Genomic DNA, 15,960 nt, shown 5'->3' on the forward strand with positions numbered 1-15,960 from the left:
TTTATTGATTTTTCCGGCTCAGGGGCAGTTCGATACGGAAGCAAACATCTGAACGTTCGTCCGCGGCAATGTTTAGCTCACCCTGCATGCGTCGTATGCAGTCCCGGGCGATGCTCAAGCCCAGACCGCTTCCTTTAACCGCGCCTTTCCGCTGATGACTCCCCTGGAAAAAGGGTTCGAAGATCATGGTTTTTTCGTCATCGGGGATCGGGGTGCCGGTGTTTGCGACGTCAATAAACACCCGTGAACCATTCGTATTACTTCGGATATAAATGTTACCGGATTCAGTACCATAGTGCACCGCATTGGAGTAAAGATTATCCAGTACGCTCATTAGCAGCATAGGCTCAGCCAGGCACGTAGGCGCATTGAGCTCGACGCCGGTATGCATCATTTTAGCTCTTGCTGGCAAGCTGTGGGCGGAGATCACCATATCCACCAGCGGCTCAATCTCAACGTTTTCCAGTACTACCGCCCCGTCTGCCAGCTTGCGGTTGTAGTCCAGCAGTTGCTCAATCAGCTTTTGCAGATTGCGGCTGCTGTTATCCAGGATCTCGACAATTTCTTTCTGTTCTGGCGTTAGGGGCCCGGCCACTTCGTCCGCCAGCAGCTCCGTTCCTTCACGCATGCTGGCCAGCGGCGTTTTAAGCTCATGAGAGATATGGCGCAGGAACTGATGGCGCTGTGATTCGAGCCACGCCAGGCGCTCGGACAGCCAGATAATGCGCTGGCCCACGGATCGCAGCTCGCGGGGACCTTTAAAGGCGACCGTATCCCCGAGCGATTTCCCCTCCCCCAGGCGGTTGATCATACGCTGAATGCCCTTCACCGGGCCGATGATCATGCGGGTAAAGAGCAGAACCAGCCCAAGACTCACCAGGAACAGCACCAGCGCCTGCCAGCCGAAGAACTGGCCGCGCTCGGCAATCTCCTGCTGGAGCTGCTGGCCGCGAGAGAAAATTACCGCGCGCGTAGACTGCACCATATCGGTGTTGGCGCTGGCAAAAGCTTCAAGGCGCGCGGCGGCGGCGGCATCCGGGCCGCTGTTACTGCACTGCAGCTGCGCGAGATCGTTCAAATCCTGACGTAACGCCTGATAGAGCTTGTCGTCAGGCAAAACCCCCGCATGAGCGTCCAGCATTTCGCTGTAGCGTTTACGCTGACTCTGATAAACCTTTTCCAGCGTCCTATCGTCAAGCACGCAATACTGACGATAGCTACGCTCCATCTCCAGCGCGGCGTTGGTCATCGCTTCACTGCGTCTGGCGTCGATGAGCGTCGTGCGGTTGGTCAAAGCCGCCTGCGCGCTCAGCGCGTTCAGGCTTTGCCACGCCTGCCAGGCAAGGATCAGCAGCGGCAGCAGGATCAGCAGGAAGGCCATCATGACGAGCTGCCGCAGGGAGCGGGGGAAAACGGGCCAGCGTTTCAACGCATTACTCTCTTAATGGGGATTTACGCAGAGCGTAACTGAGTCTGCCCTTCAGATACAACAAAGCCGGGTAAAAACCCGGCTTTGTCATGGAATGAGGCGGTGCCTAACTCGACGTTTCGCCCTGGCCTGATAAAGCATCGCTATGATCAGTAGTTGGACGGCAGGCACCTTTTTGTGCGTCATTCGAAGTTTATGTAGCGCGTCCCGAAGGGGCTGACATAAGAAGGTGAATGAGCCACTGGTTAATATTATGCAACACCCGTGCCAGAATGCAAAACAAAATATTAACAGTTTGAAATATATGAGTTTTACTCGTTTAGCCTGTTAATTATCGGTTGAATGATTTCCAGGCTAAGTGTCGCTATTAAGCAACACCTTAACGGGAACCTTTACTGCCACATATAAATCAATGAGTTAAATGTCTCCTTTTGGAGACAGTCATATTGCGGGTCTGTCGCGTAATTGCGACACAAATAAAAAAGCCCGGTGGAGCTTTCGCTTACCGGGCCTGGAAGGGTGTGGGGCTAAAACTTAACCCAACTGTTTACGCGCGTTGCGGAAGATACGCATCCACGGGCTGTCCTCGCCCCAGTTTTCCGGGTGCCAGGAGTTGCTCACGGTACGGAACACGCGTTCCGGGTGCGGCATCATGATGGTCGCGCGACCGCTTTCGCTGGTCACCGCCGTAATACCGTTGGCGGAGCCGTTCGGGTTAGCCGGGTAGGTTTCTGTCACCTTACCGAAGTTATCGACAAAGCGCAGCGCCACCAGTCCTTTGCTCTCCAGCTGAGCCAGATGCGCAGCGTCGCGCACTTCTACCTGACCTTCACCATGGGAAACGGCGATTGGCATCTGAGAACCGACCATCCCCTGCAGCAGCAGAGACGGGCTTTGGGTCACTTCCACCAGGCTGAAGCGCGCCTCGAAGCGGTCAGACTGGTTGCGCACAAAGCGCGGCCAGGCTTCACTGCCCGGGATCAGCTCGCGCAGGTTAGACATCATCTGGCAGCCGTTACACACGCCCAGCGCCAGGGTCTGCGGACGGTGGAAGAAGGTTTCGAACTCGTCGCGCACGCGGCTGTTGAACAGGATGGACTTCGCCCAGCCTTCGCCCGCGCCCAGCACGTCGCCGTAGGAGAAGCCGCCGCACGCCACCAGCGCCTGGAAATCTTCCAGACCGGTACGCCCGGCCAGCAGGTCGCTCATGTGGACGTCGATAGCGTCAAAGCCCGCGCGGTGGAAGGCAGCCGCCATCTCAACGTGGGAGTTAACGCCCTGCTCGCGCAGCACCGCCACTTTTGGACGCGCGCCGGTCGCAATGTACGGCGCAGCGATGTCTTCGTTAATGTCGAAGGAGAGCTTCACGTTCAGGCCTGGATCCTGGTCATTCGCTTTTGCGTTATGCTCCTGATCGGCACATTCCGGGTTATCACGCAGGCGCTGCATCTGCCAGGTGGTTTCCGCCCACCACATGCGCAGCGTGGTGCGGCTTTCGCTGAACACGGCGTGACCGTCTGCTTCAATGACGAAGCGGTCGCCCTGAACGGCCTTACCCAGATAGTGCACGCAGTCTGCCAGACCGTGCTTCGCCAGAATCGCTTCAACCGCGTCGCGATCCGCCGCGCGCACCTGAATCACGGCGCCCAGCTCTTCGTTGAACAGCGCCGCCAGACGGTCTTCGCCAAGCGTCGCAATGTTCGCTTCCACGCCACAGTGGCCGGTGAAGGCCATCTCTGCCAGGGTCACCAGCAGGCCGCCGTCGGAACGGTCGTGGTAGGCCAGCAGCTTACGCTGCGCCACCAGAGCCTGAATCGCGTCGTAGAAGCCTTTCAGCTGGGCCACGTCACGCACGTCGGCTGGCTTGTCGCCGAGCTGGCGGTAAACCTGCGCCAGCGCGGTAGCACCCAGCGCGTTGTGACCTTTACCCAGGTCAATCAGCAGCAGGGCGTTGTCTTCGGTCGCAAGCTGCGGCGTAACGGTGTGGCGCACGTCTTCCACGCGGGCAAACGCGGTGATGACCAGCGACAGCGGAGAGGTCATCTCGCGCTGCTCGTTGCCTTCCTGCCAGCGGGTTTTCATCGACATGGAGTCTTTGCCCACCGGAATGGTCAGGCCGAGGGCAGGACACAGTTCCTCGCCCACCGCTTTCACGGCTTCATACAGGCCAGCATCTTCGCCTGGGTGGCCGGCAGCGGCCATCCAGTTTGCGGAGAGCTTGATACGTTTGATATCGCCAATCTGCGTCGCGGCGATGTTGGTCAGCGCTTCACCGACCGCCAGACGGGCAGAAGCGGCGAAGTCCAGCAGCGCCACCGGGGTACGCTCGCCGAGAGCCATCGCTTCGCCGTAGTAGCTGTCGAGGCTCGCGGTGGTTACGGCGCAGTTAGCGACCGGGATCTGCCACGGGCCGACCATCTGGTCGCGCGATACCATACCGGTCACGGTGCGGTCGCCGATGGTCACCAGGAAGGTTTTCTCTGCCACAGCTGGCAGGTGCAGCACGCGGTTGACCGCTTCTGCCACGGTGATGCCCTGACGATCCAGCGCTTTGCCCGCCGCTTTACGGGTGGTTACGTCGCGGGTCATCTTCGGCGTTTTACCGAGCAGCACGTCCAGCGGCAGATCGATCGGCTGGTTATCAAAGTGGGTGTCGCTTAAGGAAAGGTGCTGCTCTTCGGTCGCTTCACCGATGACGGCATACGGCGCGCGCTCGCGGCGGCACAGCTCGTCAAACAGCGGCAGCTGATCCGCAGCAACCGCCAGCACGTAGCGCTCCTGGGATTCGTTACACCAGATTTCCAGCGGGCTCATGCCCGGCTCATCGCTCAGGATATCGCGCAGGTTGAAACGCCCGCCGCGGCCGCCGTCACTCACCAGCTCCGGCATGGCGTTGGACAGGCCGCCCGCGCCCACGTCGTGAATGAAGAGGATCGGGTTGGCATCGCCCAGCTGCCAGCAGCGGTCAATCACTTCCTGGCAGCGGCGCTCCATCTCAGGGTTGTCGCGCTGCACGGAGGCGAAGTCAAGATCCGCATCAGACTGGCCGGAGGCCATAGAAGAGGCAGCGCCGCCGCCCAGACCGATGTTCATCGCCGGGCCGCCCAGTACGATCAGCTTCGCGCCGACGACGATCTCGCCTTTCTGCACGTGATCGGCACGGATGTTGCCGATCCCACCCGCCAGCATGATCGGCTTGTGGTAGCCGCGCAGCTCTTCGCCGTTGTGGCTGTCCACTTTCTCTTCATAGGTACGGAAGTAACCGTTCAGCGCCGGACGACCAAATTCGTTGTTAAACGCCGCGCCGCCCAGCGGGCCTTCGGTCATGATATCCAGGGCGGTCACGATGCGCTCTGGCTTGCCGAAATCTTCTTCCCACGGCTGTTCAAAGCCCGGGATACGCAGGTTGGAGACGGAGAAACCGACCAGACCCGCTTTAGGTTTAGCGCCACGACCGGTCGCACCTTCATCACGGATTTCACCGCCGGAGCCGGTCGCCGCACCCGGCCACGGGGAGATCGCCGTCGGGTGGTTGTGGGTTTCCACTTTCATCAGGATATGCGCGGGCTCCTGATGGAAGTCATAGCGCCCTGCTTCGCGATCGGCGAAGAAGCGACCCACCTCGGAACCTTCCATTACCGCGGCGTTGTCCTTATAGGCAGACAGCACGTGGTCCGGGGTTTGCTCCATGGTGTTTTTGATCATTTTGAACAGCGACTTCGGCTGCTGTTCGCCGTCAATAATCCAGTCGGCGTTGAAAATCTTGTGGCGGCAGTGCTCAGAGTTAGCCTGCGCGAACATGTAGAGTTCGATGTCGTTCGGGTTACGGTTGAGCTTAACAAACGCATCCTGCAGGTAGTCGATTTCGTCTTCTGCCAGCGCCAGGCCGAGACGCAGGTTGGCGTCAATCAGCGCCTGACGGCCCTGCCCCAGCAGGTCTACGCTCTGTACCGGCGCAGGCTGATGGTGAGAGAAAAGCTTCTGCGCGTCATCGAGAGAGGCAAATACGCTCTCCATCATGCGATCGTGCAGTTCAGCTGCAACCGCCTGCCACTGCGCCTCGCTTAGGGTAGAGGCTTCCACGTAGTACGCCACGCCGCGTTCCAGACGGTTAATCTGGTTCAGGCCACAGTTGTGGGCGATGTCGGTGGCTTTGGAAGACCAGGGGGAGATGGTGCCCGGACGAGGCGTCGCAAGGATCAGTTTGCCGGTTGGCGTGTGGCTGCTCAGGCTTGGACCATACTTGAGCAGGCGTTCCAGCTGTACGCGCTCCTCTGCATTCAGGGGGGCATTCAGGTCAGCAAAATGGACATACTCAGCGTAAATATTGCTTACCGGAAGGTCGGCCGCCTGAAAACGTGCCAGCAGTTTAGTAATACGGAAGGCAGACAGTGCAGGCGAACCACGCAGAATTTCCATCATAAGTCTCTCGTCTTCGAAGCGCCGGGGCGCTTACAGTGTGCGCAAGGGGGGAAAACGGGCGTCATTATAGAGAATCCTGAGCGCCGACGAAACCGTTTGCGTCGAAATAAAATTTGCACAGAGATTTAACAATAGATGTGACCTGTCTCTCTAATTGGTTGCCAAGTGGCGTAAGTTTACGCAAAATGCCGCTCATTCAATGGCAAACCTTATGATTAACATGGCTACAGCAGACTGAGGCAACCGGCGTCGCAGAGAATTAACTAATTGAAAAAATTAAAGATTAATTATCTGCTCATCGGCATTGTAACGTTGCTGCTGGCAGTGGCCCTCTGGCCTTCCATCCCCTGGTTCGGCAAAGCCGAAAACCGTATCGCCGCCATTCAGGAGCGGGGGGAATTGCGCGTCAGTACCCTCAACTCCCCGCTGATTTACAGCGACGTCAACGGCAAAATCATTGGCCTGGATTACGAGCTGGCACAACAGTTCGCCGATTATCTTGGCGTGAAGCTTAAAATCACCGTGCGCCAGAATATCAACGAGCTGTTTGACGACCTCGATAACGACGATGCCGACATGCTTGCCGACGGGCTGGTGTATAACAGCGAGCGCAGCAAGAACTACCAGCCAGGCCCGACCTACTACTCCGTTTCGCAGCAGCTGGTTTACCGCGTCGGGAGCCTGCGCCCGCGCTCGCTGGCGTCGATTAACGATCGGCAGCTGACGATTGCGCCCGGCCACGTGGTGATTGACGATCTGCGGGAGCTTAAGGAGAAGAAATATCCCGACCTGAGCTGGACGGTGGATCCGAAACTCGGCACGACGGAGCTGCTGGAGCAGGTAAAAGATCAGAAGGTGCCGTACACCATCGCCGATTCAGTCGCGATCAGCCTGTTCCAGCGCGTTCATCCTGAAATCGCCGTAGCGCTGGACGTCACCGACGAGCAGCCCGTGACCTGGTTTAGCCAGCTTGATGACGATCAGACCTTCTCTGCCGCGATGCTTGATTTCTTCAACACCATCAATGAAGACGGTACCCTGGCGCGTCTGGAGGAGAAGTACCTCGGGCACGGCGATGACTTTGACTACGTTGACACCCGCAGCTTCCTGCGCGCGGTAGACAGCGTCCTGCCGGACCTGCAGCCGTTGTTCGAAAAATACGCCCAGGAGATTGACTGGAAGCTGCTGGCGGCTATTTCGTATCAGGAATCCCACTGGGACACCCAGGCCACGTCGCCCACGGGCGTACGCGGTTTGATGATGTTAACCAAAAATACCGCGCTGAGCCTGGGCGTCAATGACCGTACCGATGCCGAACAGAGCATCAGCGGCGGCGCGCGCTATCTGCAGGATATGATGGCCAAAGTACCGGAAACGGTGCCGGAGGAAGAGCGGATCTGGTTTGCGCTGGCGGCCTACAATATGGGCTACGCGCATATGCTTGATGCGCGAGCGTTGACGACCAAAACGAAAGGTAATCCGGACAGCTGGTCAGACGTGAAGCAGCGCCTGCCGCTGCTGAGCCAGAAGCCATGGTATAACAAGCTGACATACGGCTACGCGCGCGGACATGAAGCCTACGCCTACGTTGAAAATATCCGTAAATATCAGATTAGCCTGGTCGGGTATCTGCTGGAGAAAGAGAAAGAGGCGACGGAGGCCAAACAGCTGGCTCAAAGTTACCCGGTGGTGGCGCCGGACGAGCTCAATCGTCCGACAGCTTCAATTCTGCCTTTTGCTGCTTTTTCTGCTGACGGCGCATTCGAAAGAAATCGCTTAATAGCCCCGAACACTCTGGTGCAAGCACCCCACCGATAGTCTTCACCTGGTGGTTCATCCCCGGGTGACCCAGCACGTCCATCAGCGAACCGGCCGCACCGGTTTTTTCATCCCGCGCCCCGAAGACCAACGTCCCGATCCGGCTGTGCACCATCGCGCCGGAGCACATCACGCACGGCTCCAGCGTCACGTACAGCGTGGTATCAAGCAGGCGATAGTTTTGCAGCACCAGACCGCCCTGGCGAAGCGCCATGATTTCGGCATGCGCAGTAGGATCGTGGCGACCAATAGGACGGTTCCACCCTTCGCCAATCACCTGGTTGTTATGAACCAGCACCGCGCCCACGGGCACTTCGCCCTCTTCCCAGGCGCGTTGAGCCAGCGTCAGCGCGTGGCGCATCCAGTATTCATGATTGTGTTCAGGGTTGGACAACGGTTGATACTCCAGTCGAAAAGCGGGCGGCATTATACACGCCAGTTTTAGAGAAGACTATTCGAGTTGCTGAAGTTCGCCTGATGGCGTGACGCGCCAGCGGTGCTGGCAAAAATAGAGCAGCGGATTGTCCTGCTTGCTGTCGCTGTAGCCGCTGTACAGGCGCAGCGGCGTACCGATGCGTTTTTCCAGCTGGACCACTTTTTCATGCCCCAGGCAGCGCAGGGTCAGCACCCAGCCGCCGTAGCCGCGGGCAATTTGCGTGGCGATAAGATTCACGCGCGGAAGCCAGGGGGTATCAAAATAAACCTGCTCCACCAGCGTCTGCGGGGAGCCGGTAATCAGCCAGATGTCGGCATCGTTCGCATCGAGGTAGCTGGTCAGGCGCGCCTGCACCACCGGAAAGGCGGCGACGTGGCCGCGAAACCAGTGCGCAAAATCCTTTTCGAGCTGTTTGAGCCGCGCTTCGCTGTGACCAAAGGTACATCCCCACAGCAGCAGACTCATCGGCCATCGCGCGGCCCGGCCTTTCACCAGCAGCGCGATACCGATAACCGGTAAGAGAGGCAGCACGAGCAGCGCATTCAAAGGCTGACGCCGCAGCAGGTAACGCATAAACGTACCAAACATATCCTGCTGATGCAGCGTTCCATCCAGGTCGAAAAAGACAACGCGACGCCCGTGATTTGCCAAACCTTACTCCTCTGGGTCGTTGAAACTTAACAGCCAGGTAAACAGGAACCCGGCGATCACCGCTACTAAATAGCCTAACAGATAGAGCATCACTTTTCCGGTCACGATGGTTAATGCCAGCGGTAAACCGGAAAGCCCAAAGGTGATAACGGTAGCGACTTTCCAGTAGCTAATGAGCGCCCCGCCCACCGCGCCGCCCAGACAGGCGGCGAGGAACGGTTTACCCAGCGGCAGCGTAACGCCGAAAATCAGCGGCTCACCGATGCCGAGCAGTCCGACCGGGAGCGCGCCTTTAATCATTTTTTTCAGACGCGCGTTGCGGGTTTTCATCAGTACGGCAATCGCCGCGCCGACCTGCCCCACGCCCGCCATCGACAGGATAGGCAGCAGCGCGTTGTAGCCGTGCGACTGCACCAGCTCGACGTGGATCGGCACCAGCCCCTGGTGCAGGCCGGTCAGCACCAGCGGCAGGAAGGTACCGGAAAGCACAGCGCCAACCAGCAGCCCGCCGCGGTCAATAGCCAGAGACGCACCGTGAGCGATGGCTTCAGAGATCCACCCGCCTAACGGCTGGAGGGCCACAATCGCTACGCTACCGGTAATTAACGTGGTCAGCAGCGGGTTGAGGATCAGCTCGATCGAGCCAGGCAGGATCGCGCGCAGCCTTTTCTCGATCCAGCACATCAGGATGACCACCAGCAGCACGGCAATCACCCCGCCGCGCCCGGGCTGGAGCGCCTCGCCAAACAGCGTTATCTGCGCCAGCTGCGGGCTGGACAAGATGCCCGCCATTACCCCGCCCATCGCCAGCGATCCGCCAAACACCTTCGCGGTATTCACCCCGACCAGAATGTTCATGATGGCGAAAACAGCGCTGCCGAAGATCCCGAGAATCCCCAGCAGGTTCGGATACTGCATGGCGAAATCCCCCACAATATCCGGTCGCTTGAGGATGTTGATGATCCCGGTGATCAGGCCTGAGGCAATAAACGCCGGGATTAGCGGAATGAAGACGTTTGCCAGCTGACGCAGCGCATCGCTCATGGGGGCTTTGTATTTGGCCTTTGCCTGCGCTTTGGTGCGCTCCGCATCGTCCATCGACGCGCTCGCGCTAACGCCCATTAGCGCGCGCATGGCATCGACAACCTGCGCCGCTTTCCCCGGCCCGACGATCAGCTGGTGCTGCTGCCCTTGTTTCACGTAGCCGCTGACGCCGGACAGTTGCTTCAGGCGCGGCACGTCAAGCTGGTCGTCGTTATGCACCTCGACGCGCACACGCGTCATGCAGTTTTCGAGACGCTGAATATTTTTTTCCCCACCAATCCCCTGCAGGATATCGCTGGCGAGCGCTGCTGTTTTGTCCATAGACGCCTCTGTTAGTTTTCTAATGCCGCCCGTAAGAAGCCGTTATGCGCAGCGAGTTTGGCTCTCGCGGCCGCCGCATCCAGCCCGCTTAAGATCATCAGAATGGCCGGTTTAACATCGTGATCGGTCTGCTTGAGGACCGCTTCTGCCTCTTCACGGCCTGCGCCTGTTGCCTCCATCACCATGCGGCAGGCTCTGTCCACCAGCTTGACGTTGGTGGCCTGCATATCCACCATCAGGTTCTGATACACCTTGCCGAACTTCACCATCGCGCCGGTGGAGATCATATTGAGCACCAGCTTTTGCGCGGTCCCGGATTTCAGGCGCGTGGAGCCGGTGAGCGCTTCCGGTCCGACAACCGGAGAGATGGCGATAGCGGCCACCTGCGCAATCGGGGAGCCCGGATTACAGGAGATGGCGACCGTCGTGCAGCCCGTCCGGTTGGCGTATTCCAGACCGCCAATGACGTACGGGGTGCGCCCGGATGCCGCCAGCCCGACCACCAGATCCTTCGCGGTCAGATTCAGATCCTTCAGGTCATCCTCGCCCAGCTGTGCATTGTCTTCCGCTCCTTCAACGGCTTTCAGCAGCGCGCCGGGTCCACCGGCAATCAGCCCAACGACCAGACCGTGCGGCACCCCAAAGGTGGGCGGACATTCTGACGCATCCAGAACCCCAAGACGCCCGCTGGTGCCCGCCCCCATGTAGATAATGCGACCGCCGGCCTTGAGGGCTTCCGCCGCCGCATCGACCGCTTTCGCCACCTCGGGTAATGTCTCTTTCACTGCCTGCGCGACCAGCGTATCCTGTTGATTAAAGCGGTTAACCAGCTCCAGGGTGGAGAGCGCATCCAGATCCATGGTTTGTGGGTTACGCGTTTCAGAAACAAGTGAGCCAAGATTCATTTTTGTACCTCAAGAATTTTTAATTCATAGTAATCACACTATAATGGAATATAAAATTCATTCAGGCGAGCAAAATTCGTATTTGCGCAGATAATCACATTTTCGCCAGGAGACCGTATGAACTGTTTAATTCGCATTCGCCAGCGCTATGCAGGCTTTGCCCAAAGCGACAAGAAGCTGGCGGATTTTCTGCTTTCTCAGCCCGATCGCGCGCGCCACCTCAGCTCGCAGCAGCTGGCGAGTGAAGCCGGCGTGAGCCAGTCCAGCGTGGTGAAATTTGCCCAGAAGATTGGCTTTAAGGGGTTCCCCGCCCTCAAGCTGGCGATAAGCGAAGCGCTGGTGAGCAACCCCAACCCGCAGTCAATGCCGGTGCATAATCAGATCCGCGGCGATGACCCGATGCGGCTGGTTGGCGAAAAGCTGATCAAAGAGAACGTGGCGGCTATGCACGCGACGCTCGATGTGAACACCGAAGAAAAGCTGCTGGAGAGCGTGGCGATGCTGCGGGGCGCGCGGAGGATCATTCTGACCGGTATCGGCGCGTCCGGACTTGTGGCGCGTAACTTTGGCTGGAAGCTGACGAAAATTGGGCTTAACGCCATCGTCGAGCAGGATATGCACGCCCTGCTGGCGACCGTACAGGCGATGGATCCTGACGATCTGCTGCTGGCCATCTCCTACTCCGGCGAGCGCCGTGAAATCAACATGGCAACCGATGAAGCGCTGCGCGTCGGCGGTAAAATTCTGGCGATCACCGGTTTTACGCCGAATGCCCTGCAGCAGCGGGCAACGCGCTGTTTATATACCATTGCCGAAGAGCAGGCCACGCGCAGCGCGGCTATCTCGTCCACCAGCGCGCAAATGATGCTGACGGACCTGCTGTTTATGGCGCTGGTGCAGCAGGATCTGGAGCGCGCACCCGAGCGCATTCGTCACAGCGAAGAACTGGTAAAGAAACTGGTTTGACGCGTATAATGCCCGCCCGGTTTGTGTTGTTTCTGAGAATTTCCTGATGGCGCTGTTAATTACCAAAAAATGCATTAATTGCGATATGTGCGAGCCCGAATGCCCGAACCAGGCGATTTCGATGGGCGACAGCATTTATGAGATTAACAGCGACCGCTGCACGGAATGCATCGGCCACTATGAAACGCCGACCTGTCAAAAAGTGTGCCCGATCCCGAATACCATCCTGAAGGATCCGGCCCACGTCGAGAGCGAAGAGCAGCTATGGGATAAGTTTGTCCTGATGCACCACGCGGACAAGCTTTAACTTTCGATGATCACCGTCGCGCTGGCATAGTGGCGTTCATCCGCGATCGTCACGTGCATGTGATTCACCCCCAGCTTTTCCGCCAGCTTTTGCGCTTCTCCCCACAGACGCAGGCTCGGTTTGCCCAGCTCATCGTTAAACACTTCGAACTGATTAAACGCCAGGCCGTTACGAATGCCGGTCCCGAAGGCTTTGGCCGCCGCCTCTTTTACCGCAAAGCGCTTTGCCAGAAAACGCACCGGCTGCTGATGCGCTTCCCAGATGGCCCACTCGTTATCGCTCAGCACGCGTCTTGCGAGGCGATCGCCGCTACGGGCGATCACCGCTTCAATGCGGGCTATTTCAACGATATCGGTGCCTAAGCCCAGAATGGCCATTACTGACGCGCTTCCTGCATCAGGCGTTTCATTTCTGAAACCGCCTCTTTCAGGCCGCTCATCACCGCGCGGCCAATGATTGCGTGGCCGATGTTCAGCTCGTGCATTTCCGGCAGAGCGGCAATGGCCTTCACGTTATGGTAGGTCAGGCCGTGACCGGCGTTCACCTTCAGTCCCAGACTTGAAGCATACGTGGCCGCTTTGGCAATACGCTCCAGCTCTTTGGCCTGTTCGGCATCATTTTTGGCATCGGCATAGCAGCCGGTGTGGATTTCGATATACGGTGCGCCCACGTCGGCCGCCGCTTTAATCTGGGCGAAATCGGCGTCGATAAACAGAGAAACCAGGATACCGGCATCCGCCAGGCGCTTGCAGGCATCGCGCATTTTGTCGAGCTGACCGGCCACATCCAGACCGCCTTCGGTGGTTACTTCCTGGCGTTTTTCCGGCACCAGGCAGCAGAAGTGCGGCTGGGTCTCGCAGGCAATCGCCAGCATCTCTTCGGTGACCGCCATCTCCAGATTCATTCGGGTGTCCAGCGTCTGACGCAGAATGCGCACGTCGCGATCGGTGATATGGCGACGGTCTTCACGCAGGTGAACGGTAATGCCGTCGGCGCCAGCCTGTTCAGCGATAAACGCCGCCTGAACCGGATCGGGATACGCCGTGCCGCGCGCATTACGCAGCGTGGCGATGTGGTCGATGTTGACGCCTAACAGTAATTCAGCCATGACAATCCTCGGTATTTTGGTTCATTTCTCTTCCCCCTCTCCCTCCGGGAGAGGGCTGGGGTGAGGGGTAAAACGTTAACGTTTCGGCACAAACTGCCTGAATAATTCGCGGCTCTTTAAGGGCTTGCCGCCAAGATACGGCTTGAGGGCAATCCGGGTAAAGCGTTTTGCTGCGCGCAGGGTATCCAGATCGGGAAACTCGCGCTCATACAGCGCCCGGAGCTGGCGCCCGGTAAAGGTGCTGTTGTCTATCACGATACTGGCAATGAAGCCTTTTTCTTCGCGGTAGCGGTAGGTCATGGTGTCTTCTATCTCGTCACCACTGCCCGCGCAGTGCAGAAAATCTACGCCGTATCCGAGGTGGCCCAGCAGCGCCAGTTCAAAACGACGCAAGGCGGGTTCGGGCGTGCCGGTTGCGCCAGCCAGCGCCTGGATACAGTGCAGATAATCGAAGAAAAGTTCAGAGAAGCGGGTCTCATGTTCAAGAACGCGTGAGATGAGTTCGTTGACATACAGACCGCTGTAGAGCGTGATGCCGGAAAGAGGAAGCGCCAGGGAGACGGCTTCAGCGCTGCGCAGGGTTTTCACTTCCCCTCGCCCACCAAAGCGTACCAGCAGCGGCGTGAAAGGCTGTAGGGCACCTTTCAGGTTAGAACGTTTGGAACGTGCGCCTTTCGCAACAAGGCGCACGCGGCCCGACTCTTCCGTGAAGACGTCCAGCATAAGGCTGGTTTCGCTCCAGGGACGACTATGCAGGACAAAGGCGCGCTGCCATCCATCCATATGCTCGTCGTCTTAAGTTACTGGTCTTCGCCGTAACCGAGGCTGCGCAGAGCACGCTCATCATCGGCCCAGCCAGATTTCACTTTCACCCACAGCTCGAGGTGAACCGGCGCTTCGAACATCTCCATCATGTCCTTACGGGCTTCAATACCGATGGTTTTGATCTTGGCCCCTTTGTTGCCGATCACCATCTTCTTCTGCCCTTCGCGCTCAACGAGGATCAGGCCGTTGATATCGTAGCCACCGCGCTCGTTGGTCTGGAAACGCTCGATCTCTACCGTTACGGAGTAAGGCAGTTCAGCACCCAGGAAACGCATCAGCTTTTCACGGATGATTTCAGACGCCATAAAGCGCTGAGAGCGATCGGTGATGTAGTCTTCCGGGAAGTGATGAATCGCTTCCGGCAGATGCTTACGCACGATGCCCGCGATGGTATCAACGTTCAGACCGGTCTCAGCAGACAGCGGAACGATGTCGAGGAAGTTCATCTGGCTACCGAGCCACTGCAGATGCGGCAGCAAGTCGGCCTTTTCCTGCACGTTATCAACTTTGTTGACCGCGAGGATGACCGGCGTTTTGCCGTCACGCAGCTTGTTCAGCACCATCTCGTCGTCCGGCGTCCAGCGGGTGCCTTCCACAACGAAAATCACCAGCTCTACATCGCCGATCGAGCTGCTCGCCGCCTTGTTCATCAGGCGGTTGATGGCGCGCTTCTCTTCCATGTGCAGGCCCGGGGTATCGACGTAGATCGCCTGATACGCGCCTTCAGTATGGATGCCGACGATGCGGTGACGCGTGGTCTGCGCCTTACGCGAGGTGATTGAAATCTTCTGCCCAAGCAGATTATTCAGCAGGGTGGATTTGCCAACGTTCGGACGTCCGACGATGGCAATAAATCCGCAATAGGTTTTTTCTTCGCTCATTCCAGCTCCAGCATTTTTAACGCCTGTTCGGCGGCAGCCTGTTCAGCCTTACGACGGCTTGAACCTGTGCCCACCACCGGTTCACTCAGGCCACTGACCTGGCAATGGATGGTAAATTCCTGATCGTGCGCTTCGCCACGCACCTGTACCACCAGATAAGACGGCAGCGGCAGATGACGACCCTGCAAATATTCCTGCAGACGCGTTTTCGGATCTTTTTGTTTATCGCCCGGACTGATTTCGTCCAGACGGGTCTGATACCAGTTCAGGATCAGCTTTTCTACGGTCTGGATATCGCTGTCCAGGAACACACCACCAATTAATGCTTCGACCGTATCGGCAAGAATAGATTCACGACGGAAGCCGCCGCTTTTCAGTTCACCCGGTCCAAGACGCAGACATTCGCCCAGTTCAAACTCGCGCGCGATTTCCGCAAGGGTATTACCCCGAACCAGCGTGGCACGCATGCGGCTCATATCACCCTCGTCCACACGCGGGAAACGGTGATAAAGCGCATTCGCAATCACGAAACTTAAAATAGAGTCGCCTAAAAACTCGAGACGCTCATTATGTTTGCTGCTGGCACTGCGGTGGGTTAATGCCTGTTGCAACAACTCCTGATGATGAAAAGTGTAGCCCAGCTTCCGTTGAAGCCGATTAATTACGATGGGGTTCATGCGATACCAATAAATGAATGCGTCAAAAATGCAGCACACGAAACCGACCTGAGAAAACCAACGCGGTTTCGTGTGCCGTGGCACCCTTGCAGGGCCAACCTTAAACTTCGGGGGAATATTCTATACACAACGACAGGGGATGTCGTTAGTTCGAAGAGATTTATCGTGGA

At 57.9% G+C, this 15,960-nt stretch carries 14 protein-coding genes; 3 read left to right on the forward strand and 11 right to left on the reverse strand.

Annotation, left to right across the window (positions count from 1 at the left end; translation table 11 throughout):
- Position 1: 1 nt before the first annotated feature.
- The gene (gene qseE, locus DFO52_RS06785) at positions 2 to 1,429 is read right to left on the reverse strand and encodes a two component system sensor histidine kinase QseE/GlrK (protein ID WP_133549808.1); all 1,428 of its coding nucleotides are present in this window, start codon (positions 1,427 to 1,429) and stop codon (positions 2 to 4) included.
- Positions 1,430 to 1,963: 534 nt separating this feature from the next.
- Entirely contained in the window at positions 1,964 to 5,851 is a 3,888-nt protein-coding gene (gene purL / locus DFO52_RS06790) for a phosphoribosylformylglycinamidine synthase (protein WP_133549810.1), read from the reverse strand.
- Between the two features lie 267 nt (positions 5,852 to 6,118).
- Here purL and mltF point away from each other — a divergent pair, with 267 nt between their 5' ends.
- Complete coding sequence (gene mltF / locus DFO52_RS06800) at positions 6,119 to 7,669, forward strand: membrane-bound lytic murein transglycosylase MltF (protein WP_133549811.1); 1,551 nt, start codon at positions 6,119 to 6,121, stop codon at positions 7,667 to 7,669.
- On the opposite strand, the gene tadA is transcribed toward mltF, so the two are convergent.
- Genes tadA through murQ form a run of 4 tightly spaced genes read right to left on the reverse strand, consistent with a single transcriptional unit; the run spans position 7,557 to position 11,026 of the window.
- Positions 7,557 to 8,096 carry a tRNA adenosine(34) deaminase TadA gene (gene tadA / locus DFO52_RS06805; protein WP_032665130.1) on the reverse strand — a complete coding sequence of 180 codons (540 nt, stop codon included), beginning with the start codon at positions 8,094 to 8,096 and terminating at the stop codon, positions 7,557 to 7,559. The two genes, mltF and tadA, sit on opposite strands and share 113 nt — an antisense overlap.
- Positions 8,097 to 8,120: 24 nt before the next feature.
- On the reverse strand, positions 8,121 to 8,756 hold the full coding sequence (yfhb, locus tag DFO52_RS06810; RefSeq protein WP_121425131.1) for a phosphatidylglycerophosphatase C: 636 nt from the start codon (positions 8,754 to 8,756) through the stop codon (positions 8,121 to 8,123).
- A 3-nt stretch (positions 8,757 to 8,759) separates the two neighbouring features.
- Positions 8,760 to 10,121 (reverse strand): PTS transporter subunit EIIC, encoded by a 1,362-nt coding sequence (locus DFO52_RS06815; RefSeq protein ID WP_133549812.1) that lies wholly within the window; start codon positions 10,119 to 10,121, stop codon positions 8,760 to 8,762.
- Between the two features lie 11 nt (positions 10,122 to 10,132).
- On the reverse strand, positions 10,133 to 11,026 hold the full coding sequence (gene murQ / locus DFO52_RS06820; RefSeq protein WP_029741136.1) for an N-acetylmuramic acid 6-phosphate etherase: 894 nt from the start codon (positions 11,024 to 11,026) through the stop codon (positions 10,133 to 10,135).
- Positions 11,027 to 11,143: 117 nt separating this feature from the next.
- Here murQ and DFO52_RS06825 point away from each other — a divergent pair, with 117 nt between their 5' ends.
- On the forward strand, positions 11,144 to 11,992 hold the full coding sequence (locus DFO52_RS06825; RefSeq protein WP_023333056.1) for a MurR/RpiR family transcriptional regulator: 849 nt from the start codon (positions 11,144 to 11,146) through the stop codon (positions 11,990 to 11,992).
- Between the two features lie 46 nt (positions 11,993 to 12,038).
- Positions 12,039 to 12,299 (forward strand): YfhL family 4Fe-4S dicluster ferredoxin, encoded by a 261-nt coding sequence (locus DFO52_RS06830; protein WP_008502177.1) that lies wholly within the window; start codon positions 12,039 to 12,041, stop codon positions 12,297 to 12,299.
- Here DFO52_RS06830 and acpS read toward each other — a convergent pair.
- The 5 genes from acpS to rnc form a co-directional block, all read right to left on the reverse strand.
- Positions 12,296 to 12,676: a holo-ACP synthase gene (gene acpS / locus DFO52_RS06835; RefSeq protein WP_023294331.1), complete on the reverse strand. Its 381-nt coding sequence runs from the start codon at positions 12,674 to 12,676 to the stop codon at positions 12,296 to 12,298. The two genes, DFO52_RS06830 and acpS, sit on opposite strands and share 4 nt — an antisense overlap.
- Positions 12,676 to 13,407 (reverse strand): pyridoxine 5'-phosphate synthase, encoded by a 732-nt coding sequence (pdxJ, locus tag DFO52_RS06840; protein ID WP_032659491.1) that lies wholly within the window; start codon positions 13,405 to 13,407, stop codon positions 12,676 to 12,678. Before pdxJ ends, acpS begins: the two co-directional genes overlap by 1 nt.
- A gap of 75 nt (positions 13,408 to 13,482) precedes the next feature.
- Positions 13,483 to 14,190 (reverse strand): DNA repair protein RecO, encoded by a 708-nt coding sequence (gene recO, locus DFO52_RS06845; protein ID WP_029741134.1) that lies wholly within the window; start codon positions 14,188 to 14,190, stop codon positions 13,483 to 13,485.
- 17 nt (positions 14,191 to 14,207) lie between these two features.
- Positions 14,208 to 15,113 (reverse strand): GTPase Era, encoded by a 906-nt coding sequence (gene era / locus DFO52_RS06850; protein WP_006176722.1) that lies wholly within the window; start codon positions 15,111 to 15,113, stop codon positions 14,208 to 14,210.
- Positions 15,110 to 15,790 (reverse strand): ribonuclease III, encoded by a 681-nt coding sequence (gene rnc / locus DFO52_RS06855; protein ID WP_003860711.1) that lies wholly within the window; start codon positions 15,788 to 15,790, stop codon positions 15,110 to 15,112. The genes era and rnc overlap by 4 nt, the downstream gene beginning before the upstream one ends.
- Positions 15,791 to 15,960: the final 170 nt, after the last annotated feature.

The organism is Enterobacter sp. AG326, from assembly GCF_004362415.1.
Taxonomy (GTDB): domain Bacteria; phylum Pseudomonadota; class Gammaproteobacteria; order Enterobacterales; family Enterobacteriaceae; genus Enterobacter; species Enterobacter asburiae.